The 15,455-nt window shown below is 22.8% G+C and carries 14 protein-coding genes; 9 read left to right on the top strand and 5 right to left on the bottom strand.

Features of this window, described 5'->3' with window-relative positions:
• Nucleotides 1–41: 41 nt before the first annotated feature.
• Nucleotides 42–635 carry a 2-C-methyl-D-erythritol 2,4-cyclodiphosphate synthase gene (locus tag ACZ5EC_RS07200; RefSeq protein WP_464301808.1) on the top strand — a complete coding sequence of 198 codons (594 nt, stop codon included), beginning with the start codon at nucleotides 42–44 and terminating at the stop codon, nucleotides 633–635.
• Nucleotides 636–791: 156 nt separating this feature from the next.
• Here ACZ5EC_RS07200 and ACZ5EC_RS07195 read toward each other — a convergent pair whose 3' ends face one another.
• On the bottom strand, nucleotides 792–1,259 hold the full coding sequence (locus ACZ5EC_RS07195; protein ID WP_464301807.1) for a ferritin family protein: 468 nt from the start codon (nucleotides 1,257–1,259) through the stop codon (nucleotides 792–794).
• Nucleotides 1,260–1,591: 332 nt separating this feature from the next.
• Here ACZ5EC_RS07195 and ACZ5EC_RS07190 point away from each other — a divergent pair, with 332 nt between their 5' ends.
• The 8 genes from ACZ5EC_RS07190 to ACZ5EC_RS07155 all read left to right on the top strand — a co-directional run bounded on the left by ACZ5EC_RS07190 (nucleotide 1,592) and on the right by ACZ5EC_RS07155 (nucleotide 12,032).
• Nucleotides 1,592–2,341 (top strand): ATP-binding cassette domain-containing protein, encoded by a 750-nt coding sequence (locus tag ACZ5EC_RS07190; RefSeq protein ID WP_464301806.1) that lies wholly within the window; start codon nucleotides 1,592–1,594, stop codon nucleotides 2,339–2,341.
• Between the two features lie 201 nt (nucleotides 2,342–2,542).
• Nucleotides 2,543–3,670, top strand: coding sequence for a SufB/SufD family protein (locus ACZ5EC_RS07185; protein WP_464301805.1), 1,128 nt, complete (start codon nucleotides 2,543–2,545; stop codon nucleotides 3,668–3,670).
• A 300-nt stretch (nucleotides 3,671–3,970) separates the two neighbouring features.
• Nucleotides 3,971–4,309, top strand: coding sequence for a chorismate mutase (locus ACZ5EC_RS07180; RefSeq protein ID WP_464301804.1), 339 nt, complete (start codon nucleotides 3,971–3,973; stop codon nucleotides 4,307–4,309).
• Between the two features lie 383 nt (nucleotides 4,310–4,692).
• Nucleotides 4,693–4,929, top strand: a complete 237-nt coding sequence (locus ACZ5EC_RS07175; RefSeq protein WP_464301803.1) for a hypothetical protein — start codon at nucleotides 4,693–4,695, stop codon at nucleotides 4,927–4,929.
• Between the two features lie 12 nt (nucleotides 4,930–4,941).
• Nucleotides 4,942–5,814, top strand: a complete 873-nt coding sequence (locus ACZ5EC_RS07170) for a CPBP family glutamic-type intramembrane protease (protein WP_464301802.1) — start codon at nucleotides 4,942–4,944, stop codon at nucleotides 5,812–5,814.
• Nucleotides 5,815–5,845: 31 nt separating this feature from the next.
• Nucleotides 5,846–6,274, top strand: coding sequence for a hypothetical protein (locus ACZ5EC_RS07165; protein WP_464301801.1), 429 nt, complete (start codon nucleotides 5,846–5,848; stop codon nucleotides 6,272–6,274).
• A gap of 828 nt (nucleotides 6,275–7,102) precedes the next feature.
• The gene (locus ACZ5EC_RS07160) at nucleotides 7,103–7,528 is read left to right on the top strand and encodes an acyl-CoA thioesterase (RefSeq protein WP_464301800.1); all 426 of its coding nucleotides are present in this window, start codon (nucleotides 7,103–7,105) and stop codon (nucleotides 7,526–7,528) included.
• Between the two features lie 28 nt (nucleotides 7,529–7,556).
• On the top strand, nucleotides 7,557–12,032 hold the full coding sequence (locus ACZ5EC_RS07155) for a two-component regulator propeller domain-containing protein (RefSeq protein WP_464301799.1): 4,476 nt from the start codon (nucleotides 7,557–7,559) through the stop codon (nucleotides 12,030–12,032).
• A 160-nt stretch (nucleotides 12,033–12,192) separates the two neighbouring features.
• Here ACZ5EC_RS07155 and ACZ5EC_RS07150 read toward each other — a convergent pair whose 3' ends face one another.
• The 4 genes from ACZ5EC_RS07150 to ACZ5EC_RS07135 are packed head-to-tail and all read right to left on the bottom strand — an operon-like array spanning nucleotide 12,193 to nucleotide 15,245.
• Nucleotides 12,193–13,131: a thiamine pyrophosphate-dependent enzyme gene (locus ACZ5EC_RS07150; protein ID WP_464301798.1), complete on the bottom strand. Its 939-nt coding sequence runs from the start codon at nucleotides 13,129–13,131 to the stop codon at nucleotides 12,193–12,195.
• Between the two features lie 19 nt (nucleotides 13,132–13,150).
• Complete coding sequence (locus ACZ5EC_RS07145) at nucleotides 13,151–14,332, bottom strand: transketolase C-terminal domain-containing protein (RefSeq protein ID WP_464301797.1); 1,182 nt, start codon at nucleotides 14,330–14,332, stop codon at nucleotides 13,151–13,153.
• Nucleotides 14,333–14,352: 20 nt separating this feature from the next.
• Entirely contained in the window at nucleotides 14,353–14,676 is a 324-nt protein-coding gene (locus tag ACZ5EC_RS07140) for a 4Fe-4S dicluster domain-containing protein (RefSeq protein WP_464301796.1), read from the bottom strand.
• On the bottom strand, nucleotides 14,673–15,245 hold the full coding sequence (locus ACZ5EC_RS07135) for a 2-oxoacid:acceptor oxidoreductase family protein (RefSeq protein ID WP_464301795.1): 573 nt from the start codon (nucleotides 15,243–15,245) through the stop codon (nucleotides 14,673–14,675). Before ACZ5EC_RS07135 ends, ACZ5EC_RS07140 begins: the two co-directional genes overlap by 4 nt.
• Nucleotides 15,246–15,455: the final 210 nt, after the last annotated feature.

Genomic DNA, 15,455 nt, shown 5'->3' with positions numbered 1-15,455 from the left:
AATTTTAAAATTAGTAAACTTAAAATTACAAAAGAGGGAAAATGTATTTAATTGGAAATGGATTTGATTGTCATAAAATAGTTGAATCAAAAAAGGGAGATCCAATAAATTATTTAGCTTTTGGTGGTATAAAAATATATGACAATAATAAAAGGTTTAAAGCTCATTCTGATGGAGACATTGTTATTCATGCAATAGTTGACTCTTTGATTTCTCCAATTTTTAATGTTGATATAGGGCAGCTTTTTCCAGATAATGATATAAATAATAAAAATTTAAGTTCAATTAGTATATTGAAAAATGTCATCAATTTATTAAATGGTAGTTTATTAAAGGAAAAGGATTTTTTTAAATTATTTAAAAAGGACATATTATCAAATTTTTCAAATAAATTTAATATTGATTTTAATAATATCTCTAAAAGCACAATTAGTATTAATAATATTGATATAACAGTTATTTGTGACATTATTAAAATCAATAAAATTAAAGATAAAGTAATAAAAAAACTTGGTGAAGTTATACCTGACACAACTATGTCAATAAAGGGGAAAACAACTGAAGGAGCTTTTGACCCAAAATATTGTTATGTGTGGGTTAACAGTTTAATAGAGGTAAACGATTTGAATAAATAGTTTGTATAAATAATATCTTTTTTTTCAGGATCCTGAATTATATATAAAATATAAGGATTAAAGCTTCATTCTACATAAAAAAATCTTTGAAATTTTTTATAATTTAAAACTGATTTGTAATTAAAATAGCTTTTAATAAATTTTATATAATTTATTTTAAAAAATGTTGTTTTTTTTTATAAAATTCAATATTTTGTCTGAATGGTATTTATCCTGTATCCCTAAAAATTTAATTATGTTTTTAATGTATTTATCTTCAGAATTTATTATAATATCCTGAACATGTAATTCTGAAGCAGAGTTTTCAAAATTAAGTGCTATAAGGCATGCTTCTTTTAGGGATGGTTTTTTCTCTTTAACTTTATTTAAGGTCAGTTCTATATTATTTTTAAATTCTAATAAATTATCAATTGTAGAAAGATTAAAATTTTTAATATTGATATCCATCTCTTTTAATTTAAAGATTGTTTGTAATAATTCAGCATGTTCGCTTTCCTCTTTTGCGATCTCAATAAAAAAGTTTGAATATTCTGTAAATGTTTCTGAATAATACAAATACAACTTTTCCATTAATTCTTCTATCTCAATTGCTATATTAAATAAGTTTTTAATTTTATCATCCATCTATTTTTTCCCTTTTTTATAATTTTCACAATAATTTATTATAATATTAGTTACAATGTTTATTAAGTAAAAATATTTTTTTACAAAATTATTTTAAATTAAACAAATTATTGTTTAATTAAAACATATATTTTTATACTATATTATTAATAGATTTTTCAATTATTTCAATTTAGTATTTAAAAAAATAGTTTTCTTTTAAATTGTAAATTATTATATTAATTTTGACATGATATGATTAAAATTTTTAATTAAAAATTGTTTGATGATTATTTAAAATTGATTTGAAACTAATTTTAAGTTGATTTTAAATTTAAATAATAGGAGAGAAAATGAAACAGATTGATTTAACGGGTGGTCTTATTATTGATGATTTGCATGTAAAAGTTGATGGTAAGCATATTTTAAAAGGGATAAACCTTGAAATAAAAACTGGTGAAATTCATGTTATTTTTGGACCAAATGGTTCTGGTAAATCAACTCTTTTAAAAGTAATTCAGGGTATAGGAAATTATGATATTATAAAGGGAAAAATTTATTTTAATGGTAAAGATATTACAAATATGACAACTGATGAAAGAGCAAAACTTGGAATAGGGCTTTCATTTCAAAAACCTCCTTCTATTAAAGGAGTAAAACTATATTCTCTTTTAAAACTTTTAAATAAAAATCATGATACTATTCTTGGAGAAGTTATTGATCTTTTTAAATTTGAAGCACATCTTTCAAGAGATATTAACCTTGGTTTTTCTGGTGGTGAATTGAAAAAGTCAGAGATTTTACAACTCATTGCACAAAATCCAGACCTTATAATGCTTGATGAACCTGAATCAGGTGTTGATTTAGAAAATTTAAAAATTATAGGAAAAATTATTAGACAAATATTAGAAAAAGACAAGAAAAAAATTAGAAAAAAAATGGGATTAGTTATAACACATACTGGTTATATACTTGACTATATAGATGCTGATAAAGCACATGTTTTATTAAATGGAAAACTTATTTGTAATGGAATTCCAACTGAAGTTTTCAGAAATATTGAGAAACATGGTTTTAAAGAGTGTAAATTGTGTGATACTTAAGAAAAATATTATTATTAAAATATTATTATTAAAATATTATTATTAACTTTATTTGTTATTATCAATTTTATTAAAATAAAATTATTAGAATGGGGATTCTTAAATTAATTTTGATTTGATATTATAAATTGCATTAACTGTGATAGATTTATTATAAATTTAATTATAAAAATAAAAAATTTATTTAAATAGAGGAAAAATATGAAAAAATTAGATTTAGAATCTATGAAAAAAATATTAAATTTAAAACCTGAAGATGAGGAAAAAATAGAAAATGTTGGAATAGAATTTAAAGAAGAAGAAAGAGAAGGCACTTTTGTAATGGTAGATAATGATGATACGGAAATTAGTCTTGATAAAGATGGATTAATATTATTGCCATTAAAAAAAGCAAAAGAAAAATATCCATGGATAAAAGAATATTTATGGAAACTTGTTGATAAGACTAAAGATGAATATACACAAGATGTTTCTTCTGCCGATGCTAATGGATATTTTATATGGGCCCAAAAAGGATATAAAGCTGATTTTCCATTACAGGCATGTTTCTATATAAAATCCACAAGATTAAAACAAACAGTTCATAACTTAATTATTGTTGATGAAGGTGCAGAACTCCATATTATAAATGGTTGTGCTTCTGCGAATTATGTGAAAGAGGGAGCACATATAAGCATAACTGAAATGTTTGTTAAAAAAAATGGTTTACTAAGTTATACAATGATACATGATTGGGGTGAAAATGTATTAGTACGTCCCAGATCTTCAATTGAGGTAAATGAAAATGCTACTTTTATCTCAAATTATGTTTCAATGAAAAAAGTAAAATCTACTCAATCTGCTCCAGTTGTTTATTTAAATGGAGAGAATGCTAAAACTCAGCTTTATTCAATTCTTTATGCTCCAGAAGGAACTCATCTTGATATTGGTGGTAAAGTTTATATGAGAAAAAAGAATACATCTGCTGAAATTATAAGCAGATCTGTTAGTGCTGGAGGTGAAATAATTTCTCCAATTGAATTAGTTGGTGAGGCTGATGATATAAAAGGGCATATGGAATGTTCTGGAATTTTATTAAATGAAAATGGTGTTATTGATGCGATTCCTCGGTTGAATGGAAGGGCTAGAAATATTGATCTTTCTCATGAAGCTGCAGTTGGAAAAATAGCAAAAGAAGAAATAGAATATATTCAGGCAAGGGGATTTACAGAGGATGAAGCTATTTCATTAATTATTAAAGGTTTTCTTGATTTGAAAATTAAATCTCTACCTGAATATTTACAAAAATCTATTGATGATACAATAGATCTTTCTCTTAAAGGAATATAGTTAACAATTTAAATAGATAATTGGTTTTTTTAAGTTGAATTTAAATTAAAATATTAATATCAGTATTAAATATATTTTTAATATTTTCTTAAATAAATATTTTAAAAAGCAGTTGATAAAACAAGGGGATTTAATTAAACAAAAGTAAAAAAATAATATCCAATAAAAAAAATAAAAAGATAATATCAAACAAATTTAAAAAAGATATAAAATAATATTGGAAAGATAAAAAAACATTAAATAAGAGGAAAAACATCTAAAATATAATATTCTTTAAAAAACTGAAAAAGGTTAACAAATATGATAAAAGCTGTTAGAGGTGCTTATTCACTTGAAGTTGATAGCAAAGAAGAGATAGAAAAAAAGACATTAGAATTTTTAGATACATTTTTTTATATCAATAAAATAAAAAAAAATAAAATTGTTAACATACTAATATCTTCTACTAATGATATAAAAAGTGATTATCCCTGTAAATATTTTAGAAAATATGGTCTTGATTTTTCTCTAATGTGTTTACAGGAACAATTTGTTGAAAATTCAGAACCTTTAATTATAAGGGTTTTTTTCTTAATTAAAACTTTTAGAAAGTTAAAACCTGTATATATTAATAGAGCAAAAAAATTAAGAAAGTTTTGATCAATTTTTATTTTCTGTTCTTAATTCAAGAGCATTAAACATTAGGTTTTCTTTTATAATATATTGGTATTTAAACTAAAGCTCACAAAATTTGTAATATTTTTAATTTAAGATAATCATTATTTTATAACAATATCCTCTTTTTTTATCTTCTTTGCAAAACTTTTTAAATATTTATGTGCCTTTTTATATGATACTGAAATTATTTTTTTTAAACTATTTTTATCCATTCATTTTGAAATTGAACCAAACATAAAAATAAAAAGTAAAAAATTAAAAAATAACTTGACAAATTTTTGACATTTATTAAAAATTTTCAAAATCATTTTTAAGTAAATTAAATAATTAATTAAAATAAATGTAATACAGTATTGGATTCAAATATGTATTTGAAAGTAAAAAGAAGTATTATTAAAAAAGTTTTATTTATTTTATTAATTATTTTTTTATTATTTTTTTCAACTTCCTTCCTTTTTTCACAAAATAATAAAAAATTAAGTAATGGATTAAATGATTTTACCTTGAATCTTGTCAACTATAATAATCAATTACTTAAAATAATATCAAAAGAAGAAAAAAGATTTTGTTATGGATATAAACAGGGTTTTGATATTTCCTAAAGAGGTAAAAAAATGAGAATATATTTTGTTTTATTTATTCTTTTGTTATTTTTTATAACAATTTATATTTTAATATCATTAAGTTTTAAATTATATTGTAAATTAAAAAATAAATTAGTTAATCTAGAAGGTAATATTAAAAAAGAAAAAGAGAAAAGAAAATTAATTGAATTAAAAAAAATTTATATATATCAATCAATTATTTTATTTATGGTTTTCTTTATTTTGACAATAAGTTTATTGTATTTTAATTTAATTTACAAAAAAATAAGTTTATTGTTCAATATTAAGTTACTTGCTAATATTGATAATATTATATTAATAGTTCAAAATATTCTATTTTTTATTATATTATTTTTTTTATTTAAAAACTTTATACTAAAAGAAGATAAAAATATTTTAAGAAATTTAAATTTGAAATTAACTTTTCAAAAAAATAATTTAATTTATGGATTAGGTTTTATTATAATTTTATTAATAATACCAACAACTATTCTTTTATACTATCATTCAGAAGGTACAGATTTTATTGTTTTAAATTTACCAGAAAATTTTTTACTTTATCTAATTATAAATTTTTATTATTCATTTTTTGAGGAATACTTTTTTAGATATTATTTAATATATAAACAAGAAAAATATTTTATGTTAAAAGAAAAATATAGATTAGAAAATTATGAATTAAAAAATATTTCTTTTTATTTTTCTATAAATGTTTTAATACATATTAAATATCTATATTTTAATCCTTTTTATATAATTGTATTGGTGTTACTTTATCAATTTTTGTATTGGTATAAATCAAAGACCAAATCAATTATTTACCCTTTTTTATTTCACCTTTTATTTAATATTGCAACATACATAATTGTAATTAAATTTTGAGAATATTATTTAAAAATAGAGGATTAAAAAAATGATTAAATCAAAAATAAAACTATATTTTTTAATATTATTATTTGGTATAATATTTATTTTTTTAATTTATTATATGTTTTCTTATAATACTACAAACTCACAATATATTTATTTTGAAAATGGAAAGAATAAAATATATTATAAAGCTTTAGAATATGTTAAACCAAAAATAAGTGTTAAGGATATAAAAAATTTAGATTATTATTTAAGATTTGTAGATGATAATTCATATTTACCAATGTATTTAGGAATAATGTTTCCAAAATTTATATTAGAAAAATATGGTATTAAATATGTCTATTTATTTACTAAAAATTTAATGTTTTATAAGTATGATACAGTTGATGATTTAATTAAATTTTCTTTTAATAAAAATTTTAAGTCTTTAATGAAAAAATTTGAAGATTATCTGAAAAATAATTTTTAGAGGTTTGTTTATATCTACCATTTGATGTTAATTTTGAAAAAATATATAAGGTTGAAACTTATTATGATGAAAATTTTAATGAACAAACAAGACAATATTTTGTTTTCAATTATTATGGTGGATTATCAAGTCCATCAATTGGGATTCAATATACATTTTACACAAATACAATAAATGATATTTATTTCAATTTATCAATACCATCAGGATATTTTCCAGTTTTTTATTATAAAAATAATTTAGATAATTCAATAAGTAATGGTTATTTTAATATATGTACAGGTATAGCTTCAAGTAAAATAGCTTATTTAAAAAAATCCTGTAGTTGGTGCAATTAATAAGAAAATTGAAATTTCTATATTTAAATAAACAATAAAAATTAATATCCATCATTATTAAAATTTTTTGAGTGGATGTCAGTTGCCAAAGATTTAAGAAATATAATGACTTCGTGGTTTGTACAGTTAATAATAAAGTTGAAATTGGTATATTTAATTAAATAAATGAAAGCTATATCTATCATTATTAAAATTTTTCGAATGATTGTTAGTTGCCAAAGGCTAATAGATTAAAAATTTTGGTTTTGTTTTTATGTTAGATAGATTGTACTAATATTTTATATAACTAACTTAGTGAGAAAAATTATAATAAGGATAGAATTATTTCTTATTTTTTAATATATCAATAATTTCAATTTTATTATTAACAAAAATAGGTTTTTTTTAATCATTTGTTTAAAGTTAAAATAAACATGTTCTTATTGAAAAAAAGGATGATTTAATTATAATTAGTTATGAATTAATATATTATTGTAACAAAGGTTTTTTTATGGGTGGAAATATAAAAAATTATAAAAAAGTGGTAGCATATTGGGAAACTGATCAAATGGGGATTGTTCATCATTCAAATTATGTTAAATGGATGGAAGAAGCAAGGTTACATTTTTTAAGGGAAATTGATCTACCTTATGAATATATAGAACATGAAAAATATATGTTACCTGTTTACAAGGTTGAAGTTATTTATAAAAAACCAGCAAGATTTGCTGACAGGATTGAGATAAAAACCTCTATATATGAATTAACTAATGTAAAAATAGGTTTAAAATATGAGATTTTTAATGATAAAAATCAAATTATTGCCACTGGTAAAACTCTTCATCCTTTTACAGATATGGATTTAAAAATAAAAAAAATGCCTTTGAAATTTTATGAACATTTTAATAAATTTTTCATTACTGAAGAAATAAATTAGAATTAAATAAAAATGGAAAGAGACAAATTTGTTAAAGAAAATAAATAAAAACAATATTAATAGATTACTAATTATATTTTTATTACCAGTTTTAATTTCATTTTTTTCATTTTATGATCCAAGCTATGATTATGAATTTATTAATTTTACAATGAAAGATGGCCTTGAAAGCTTAGTAATTTATTCAATATTTCAAGATAATGATGGATTTTTATGGTTTGGTGGTGAAGGGGGCCTAACACGGTATGATGGGTATTATTTTAAATCATTTAGAAATGATCCACTTAATTTAGAATCAATATCTTCAAATAATATTTCTTCAATTTTTGCAAGCACAGATAATAAAATATGGATTGGAACCTGGGGAGGTGGTTTAAATTTATATGATTCATTAAAAAGTAAGTTTATAATTTTCAAAAATGATAAAAAAAATAAAGATTCAATTAGTGGAAATAGGGTGCAGGCAGTATTTGAAGACAAAAATAGAAGATTGTGGGCTGGTACTTATAAAAATGGTTTAAATTTATTAGTTAATGGAAATAAATTTAAACATTATCTTATAAATGAACCTTCAAAAAGGATCTGGACAATAACTCAAGATAAGTCAGGAGAGATATGGGTTGGAACAAATTATGGACTTTATTATTATAATGAAAAGGAGGATAAATTTAAACAGATTCTTTTAAAAAATATTACAATTAGAACACTTTATGGTGACAATGAAGGAATTTTATGGATAGGAACAGAAAAAGGTGTTTATGCTTATGATACTCTTAAAAAAGAATTAAATTTTTTAAATAACCTACCCAATGTTCCAATTAATGCAATTGTTAAATATAGAGATACTATATGGATTGGTACTTATGGAAAAGGATTAATTAGATATAATGTAAAAACAAAACAATATATAATTATAAAAGCAAATCAGAGGTCAAAAAATTGGTTAACAAAAGATGATATAAGGTCTTTGTTTATAGATAAAAGTTTAAATTTATGGATAGGAACACGTGGTGGTGGACTTTTAAAACTTAACATTAAACCCTCTAATTTTTATTCTTTTAATTTATTAATTTTTAAAAAATTAAAGGATAATAAAATACTTTCATTTGAGCAGATAGACAAAAACAAAGTTTTAATAGGTACTAATAATGGTATCAATTATTTTGATTTAGAAAATAAAAATATTATAGAAGTTAAGAATATTTATCAAAAAGAGATCTTAAATGGGAAAATTCTTTCTATACTTAAAGAAAACAAGAATATTTTATGGATTTCTGTTAAAGAAAAAGGACTTTTTAAATTAAATATTGGTAAGTCTAATTTAGATTATAATATAGATACTCAATCAAAGTTTAATGTAATAAATATTTATTCTAAAGAAAAAAATAGTATAGGTTCTAATGTAGTTAATAAAATTTATAAAAATCAAAATAGGATTTTTGCCTGTACAGATAATGGACTTTTTGTTTATAATTCAAATAAAGATATATTTGAAAATATCCTGTTTAATGGGATAAAAGTTCTTAATACTCATGTTGTTAATGACATAGTAGAAATTATTCAAGATGAATATTTAATAGCAACTGAATCAGGATTATTAAAAATTAGATTCAAAAATAAAAATTCTAATGAAATTGAGTATTATTTTAATTACAGTAATAACAACAAAAATTCAATAAGAATAACTAATTTTTTAAATTTAACTCATTCTAAAAAGAATAAAAATATTATATGGATTGGTTCAGAAAATGGGCTAATTAAATATGATATTAAATCAGATTCTTTAACTATTTTAAAAGATAGGCTATTTTATAATGTCTATATTGCTGGGATAGTAGAAGAAAAAAATGGAAATTTATGGATTTCAACTAAATATGGGATCCTTAATTATAATATACAAACAAATAAAATTAAAAGTTTTTATAATTTAAAAGGGGTATTAAAAGAGTATTTAAACAATTCCTTTTTACTTACAGATAAAAATGAAATTTTTTTTGGAGGTCTTAATGGATTTACTAATTTTAATCCAGATAATTTAATTGTATATCATATTAATCCACCTCTACAGATATTATCTATAAAAATTAATGAAAATGAAATATTAAATAATAGAAATATTAAGTCATTTAATAAAATAATAGTTCCTCCAGGCAGAAATAAAATTTATGTTGAAGCTACATGCCTTGATTTAACTTTTCCTGAAAAAAATGTTTATTTTTATAAATTAGAAGGTTATGATAAAGATTGGGTTAATAATGGAAATAAACACTTTATATTATTTACCAATCTAAAAGGTGGTAATTATGTTTTAAAGATTAAAGCTTTAAATTATAATGAAGCTTTAAGTAAAAATGTAATTGCTATTAATTTTTTCGTTAAAACCCCTTTTTATTTTCAATGGTGGGCTTTTATTATTTATATATTATTTTTATTAGGAATTATTTATATTGTAGTAAAAATTAAAACAAGATTTAATGAGATAGAGATTGAGAAACAAAAAATAGTAATTAAAGAATTAACTGAACTTGATAGAATTAAAGATGAATTTTTTCAAAAAATTACTTATGAGCTGGAGTTACCTGTAAGAAATAGTATAACTTTGTTAAAATCTTTATTAAATATAAATGAAAACATTGATGGAAGATCAATAATACCATTGCTTTCTCTTAATATAAAATTAAGTAGAATTATAAATGAAATTTTACTTTATACAAAACTAAAATCAAATGATTTGAGGTTTGAATTTAACAATTTAGATCTTTATGAATTAATAGAAAGGGTTATTTATATAATTTCTTTTTATATTAAAGAAAAAAATATTAAAATTAACAATAAAATAATCCCTGAACTTCCTAAAATTTATGGAGATTGGATTAAACTAGAAGAGGTATTTTTTAATTTGTTTGAGTTATTAATTAGATTTATAGATCATGATGAAATTAATATTGATTATAAATTACTTACTAATAAAATATTGATTATTCTAAAATGTAAATCTTGCTCAATAAATAAGGATGTTATAAAAATTATCAATAAATTTATTAACGGTAATGAACCAATTCAATATTTTAAACATAGCGATATTGGATTAAATTTATCAATTGCTAAAAAAATAATTGAAAATCATAATGGTGAACTGATAATAAAAACCAAACAGAATAAAATAATTTCTATTTCATTAGCTTTACCTATTTTAGGAGAAAATGATGATAAAAAGGAAAGTTTTGATAATAAATTTAAAAATGGTAAAAAGGAAGATGACAGTTTAGCTATAAATAAAAACAAATCAAATTTTGAAAATGAATTTTTTAATTTAGAAAATGATTTAATCAAAAATAAAGAGATAATAAAAGAAAATCAAAATTTAATTGAAAATACTCTTAAAAGTGTGGAAAACAAAAATAGGCCAACTATTTTATTTTGTGATAATGATATTTCAACTGTATCAACATTTGTAAATTATTGTTCTTCTAAAAACTTTAATTTTATAGTTTATAAAAAAATAGAAGATGTAATATATACTTTAATTAAAAATGATACAAAAATAGATTTGCTAATAATAAATTCTTCTACAGAGGATAAAAAAAGTTTTGATTTTATTGAATATGTAAGAAGCAAATATAGCTATTATGAATTACCAATACTGGTTCTTGTTGAAAAAATAGAATTTTTAAATTTTGAATTTTTATTAGATTTAGGTGTTAATGATATTATTTTCAAACCAATTAATTTTGAAGATTTTAAATTTAAAATTAATACATTTTTAAAGTTAAAAGAAGAAATAGATAAAAATGAGATTTTAAAAGAAAATATAAATTTTAAAAATAATCTTATTAGAATTATAGGTCATGATTTAAGAAATCCATTATCAGTAATATTAATAGGGATAAATGCTTTAAAAAATAATATTAAAGATGATTTAAATCAAAAATACATAGAATTTTTAGAAAAAGCTACCATTATTATACAGGATGTTTTAAACAATTTTCTCGAATATGCAAAATTAACAAGTGGGAAGGTAGAAATTAATTTTGCTGAGGATGATATTATATTTTTAATAAAAAGATCTATTAATGATTTTATGATTTTTGCAAAAGATAAGGGACAGAATATTATTTTTAATTCACCATTTAAATCCTTTGTTATTAAATTGGATAAATTTCTTTTTAAACGAGTTGTTGATAATTTATTAAGTAATGCGATAAAATATTCAAAAATTGATTCAAAAATTTATATGAATGCAAATATAATTAAAAAAAATAACAAGAAGTATTTTTATTTAGAGGTAGTAGATAGTGGAAAAGGGATACCTGAAAATGAAGTAAAATTATTATTTAATCCTTTTCAAAAGCTCTCTACAATTCCTACAAAGGGGGAAAGTTCAACCGGATTAGGATTAGCTATTGCTAAAAGTATAGTAGAATTGCATTCTGGAAATATTGGATATAAAAAGAACAAGAATGGGGGAAGTATTTTTTTTGTAGAATTGCCTGTTGAAAATTGATAATATAAACATTCCACTAATTTTAAAAAATAATAAAAATAATAAAAAAAGACTGCTCTAAAGTACATAAAGAGCAGCCTTTTTATTAAGATGAAAAATATGAATATTAAATTAACATTTAAATATTAAATTAATAATTAATTATAAAAATTAATTTATATTAAAACAACTTCAAACCATCAAGATTTTGTAATCTTTCCCAATCTTTGTCAACTTTTGTCTGAACTTCATCAATAATTTTTTGATATTCAGGTTTTTTAAATAAATGTTTAAATCTTGTTTGAAGTTTAAAAAAGTCAGTTACAGGTATTTTGTTTTTAGGTCTGTAGTTAATTTTTAATACACCTTCTTCTATTTCATATAAAGGCCATAAACATGATTCTACAGCTCGTTTTGCAGCTTCTAAAGTCATATTGGATGGGATACCCCAACCAGGTACACATGAAGATATTACATTTATAAATGAAGGCCCTTTAACAGCAAAAGCTTTTTGAGCTTTAGCAATTAAATCCTGATAATTGTGAGGTGAAGCTTGAGCAACATAGGGGATACCGTGAGCTGCAACAATCATTGTTAAATCTTTAGGGAATTGATGTTTACCATAAGATGCTTTTCCTGAAGGAGTTGTTGTTGTATTAGCACCTTTTGGAGTTGCAGAAGATCTTTGATATCCTGTATTCATATATGCCTGGTTATTATAACATACATATAAAAATTGATGACCTCTTTCTAAAGCACCTGATAAAGATTGTAATCCAATATCATAGGTACCACCATCACCACCAAATGCAACAAATTTAACATTTTTTTCAGGATATCTACCTCTTTCAACTAATGCTCTATATGCAGTTTCAGAACCACTTATAGTTGCAGCAGCGTTTTCAAAAGCATTATGAAACCATGGAGTTAACCATGCAGAATATGGATAAATAGTAGTTGATACTTCTAAACAACCTGTAGCATTAGCAACAACTAATGGGTCGTCAGTACCCTGAGAAATATATTTTACAATTAATGGAGCAGTACAACCTGGACATAATCTATGCCCACCTGTTAATACTTTCCTTTTAGTTACTAATTTATTTAAAGGTATTGCCATTTTTATTTCCTCCTAAATATTATTCGTAAAGATTTATATATTTATGTTCATCTTGAATTTCACCTTTTTCCAGTATCTTTGTTAAATCCATTATAGTTTCTTCAATATGTTGTGGATTAATATCTCTACCTCCAAGACCATAAAGATAATTTTGAATTAAAGGTCTTTTTTGTGATTTATACATGGTTGCTAATACTTCCATATACAAAGGTGTACCAAGAGCACCAACAGATGCAGCTCTATCCAGAACTCCAACAATTTTAGCACCTTCCAAAACTTTTCTAATTTGTTCTTCTGGGAATGGTCTAAAAACTCTTATTTTTAATAGACCAGCTTTTATCCCTTTTTCTCTCATATTATCTATTGCGACTTTTGCTGTTCCGCATGTTGAATTTAATGCCATAAGAATGATATCAGCATCTTCAGTTTTATAAGTTTCTATAAAATCGTATTTTTTACCTGTAATTTTACCAAATTCTTCAAATACCTGAGGTATAACTTTTCTTGCATTTTTCATTGCTTCAATTTGAGTTCTTTTAATTTCAAAATAGGAATCAAATAATGATAGTGGTCCAAAAGTTGTTGGATTATCAAAATCAAGTAATGAATATTTTGGATTTCTAACCCCAACAAAATTAGTTATTACATCATCATCATAAACTTCAACAACCTGTGTTGAATGAGAAGTAACAAAACCATCTAAATTTACAATTGCAGGTAATAATACATCATGGTTTTCTGCAATTTTTATAGCCATAATTATATTTTCATATGCTTCTTGAGCATTTTCGCTCATGAACATCATCCATCCAAAATCTCTGGCTGTATAAAAATCTGAATGGTCACAGTGAATATTAATTGGTCCACCTATTGATCTATTTGCAACTGGCATAACAATTGGTAATCTTGTACCTGCTGCAATCCAAACAGGTTCAATCATTAAAGCAAAACCATTTGCAGCTGTTGCAGTCATTGCTCTTGCTCCTGCAGCAGATGCACCCATGGTTGCAGACATTGCAGAATGCTCTGATTCAACTTCTATAAGTTTTGTATCAACAAGTCCATCAGCAACAATTTTTGAAAATTGCATTACAATTGGTGTTTGAGGTGTAATAGGGTAAGCAGCAACAACATCTGGTCTTACCTGCCTCATTGCTTCAGCACAAGCATAATTTCCAGTTAATAATTTTTTTGTAGGCATATTTATATCCTCCCTATTATTTACTTAATAAAATCTGTTTCTGGTTTCATAACAATTGCTTTGTCTTTTTTAGGACAAACATAGTGACAAAGACCACAACCTTTACAGAAAAAATAATCATATTCAGCTCTAACAATTTTTTTTCTTCCTTTATCATCAGTAATTTCTTTAATTTTAATTGCATCATCAGGGCATTGTTCAACACAAAAGAGACATTGAATACATTCTTTTTCATTAAAAACAGGTCTCTGGTCTCTCCAATCACCAGCTTTATATTTTCTGGCAGTTCCACCTTCTAATAAACCGCCAATCATTAATTCTTTCCAGCTTGTATGTTTTTTCATAACCCTTTTACCTCCTTTGCAGCTTCTCTCATAACTTCAAGGTTTTTGTTTAACGCATCTTCGACAAGTTTTTTCTTAAAATAGTTTTTAAAACTTTCAATAACCTGATCAACTTCAAGTAATTTTGTAGCTGCAGTAGCTGCAGCAAGCATAGGAGCATTAGGATATGCTCTACCCAATTTCTTCATAGAAATAGTATTTGCATCAACAGTAAAATACTTAATGTCATCCCTTTTTATAAGTTCTTTGAAATATTCGGGTGGTTCTGGTGAATTAATTATTAGATAACCACCTTCTTTTAATCCTTCAGTTACATTTTCAGATTGTACAAGAGTAGCATCTAAAACTATAACAATATCTGGATTTGTAATACCTGAGTAAATGTGGATATCATTATCAGAAATTCTAACATAAGATTTTACAGGGGCTCCTTTTCTTTCAGAGCCATATTCTGGAAATGCCTGTATAGTTTTACCATTTTGAAATGCAGCATAGGCCAAAACATCTCCTGCAGATTTTGCTCCCTGTCCACCTCTACCGTGGAAGCGGATTTCTAACATATTAGACATTTATGCCTCCTCACTTAATTATTAATTAATAAATTTTTTCACACAAAGTTTAATCTAATAAACTAGTTAGTCAAGAGTAAATAATAATTATATTTATTATTTTATTAATATTTTAATTGAAAAAAAATAAAATATTTTTTAATGTCAAATTAATTTTAAATTAAGTTAAGAATAGTAAAAATTTGTTTTATTGATTGTTTGAAATAATTG

This window comes from Exilispira thermophila (assembly GCF_055389015.1).
This window is presented reverse-complemented; position numbering and strand designations above follow the sequence as displayed.

Bases quoted from the DNA above. Each gene is read 5' to 3' on its own strand.
- ACZ5EC_RS07200 (WP_464301808.1), top strand. From the start codon at position 42: ATGTATTTAATTGGAAATGGATTTGATTGTCATAAAATAGTTGAATCA.
- ACZ5EC_RS07195 (WP_464301807.1), bottom strand. From the start codon at position 1,259: ATGGATGATAAAATTAAAAACTTATTTAATATAGCAATTGAGATAGAA.
- ACZ5EC_RS07190 (WP_464301806.1), top strand. From the start codon at position 1,592: ATGAAACAGATTGATTTAACGGGTGGTCTTATTATTGATGATTTGCAT.
- ACZ5EC_RS07185 (WP_464301805.1), top strand. From the start codon at position 2,543: ATGAAAAAATTAGATTTAGAATCTATGAAAAAAATATTAAATTTAAAA.
- ACZ5EC_RS07180 (WP_464301804.1), top strand. From the start codon at position 3,971: ATGATAAAAGCTGTTAGAGGTGCTTATTCACTTGAAGTTGATAGCAAA.
- ACZ5EC_RS07175 (WP_464301803.1), top strand. From the start codon at position 4,693: ATGTATTTGAAAGTAAAAAGAAGTATTATTAAAAAAGTTTTATTTATT.
- ACZ5EC_RS07170 (WP_464301802.1), top strand. From the start codon at position 4,942: ATGAGAATATATTTTGTTTTATTTATTCTTTTGTTATTTTTTATAACA.
- ACZ5EC_RS07165 (WP_464301801.1), top strand. From the start codon at position 5,846: ATGATTAAATCAAAAATAAAACTATATTTTTTAATATTATTATTTGGT.
- ACZ5EC_RS07160 (WP_464301800.1), top strand. From the start codon at position 7,103: ATGGGTGGAAATATAAAAAATTATAAAAAAGTGGTAGCATATTGGGAA.
- ACZ5EC_RS07150 (WP_464301798.1), bottom strand. From the start codon at position 13,131: ATGGCAATACCTTTAAATAAATTAGTAACTAAAAGGAAAGTATTAACA.
- ACZ5EC_RS07145 (WP_464301797.1), bottom strand. From the start codon at position 14,332: ATGCCTACAAAAAAATTATTAACTGGAAATTATGCTTGTGCTGAAGCA.
- ACZ5EC_RS07140 (WP_464301796.1), bottom strand. From the start codon at position 14,676: ATGAAAAAACATACAAGCTGGAAAGAATTAATGATTGGCGGTTTATTA.
- ACZ5EC_RS07135 (WP_464301795.1), bottom strand. From the start codon at position 15,245: ATGTCTAATATGTTAGAAATCCGCTTCCACGGTAGAGGTGGACAGGGA.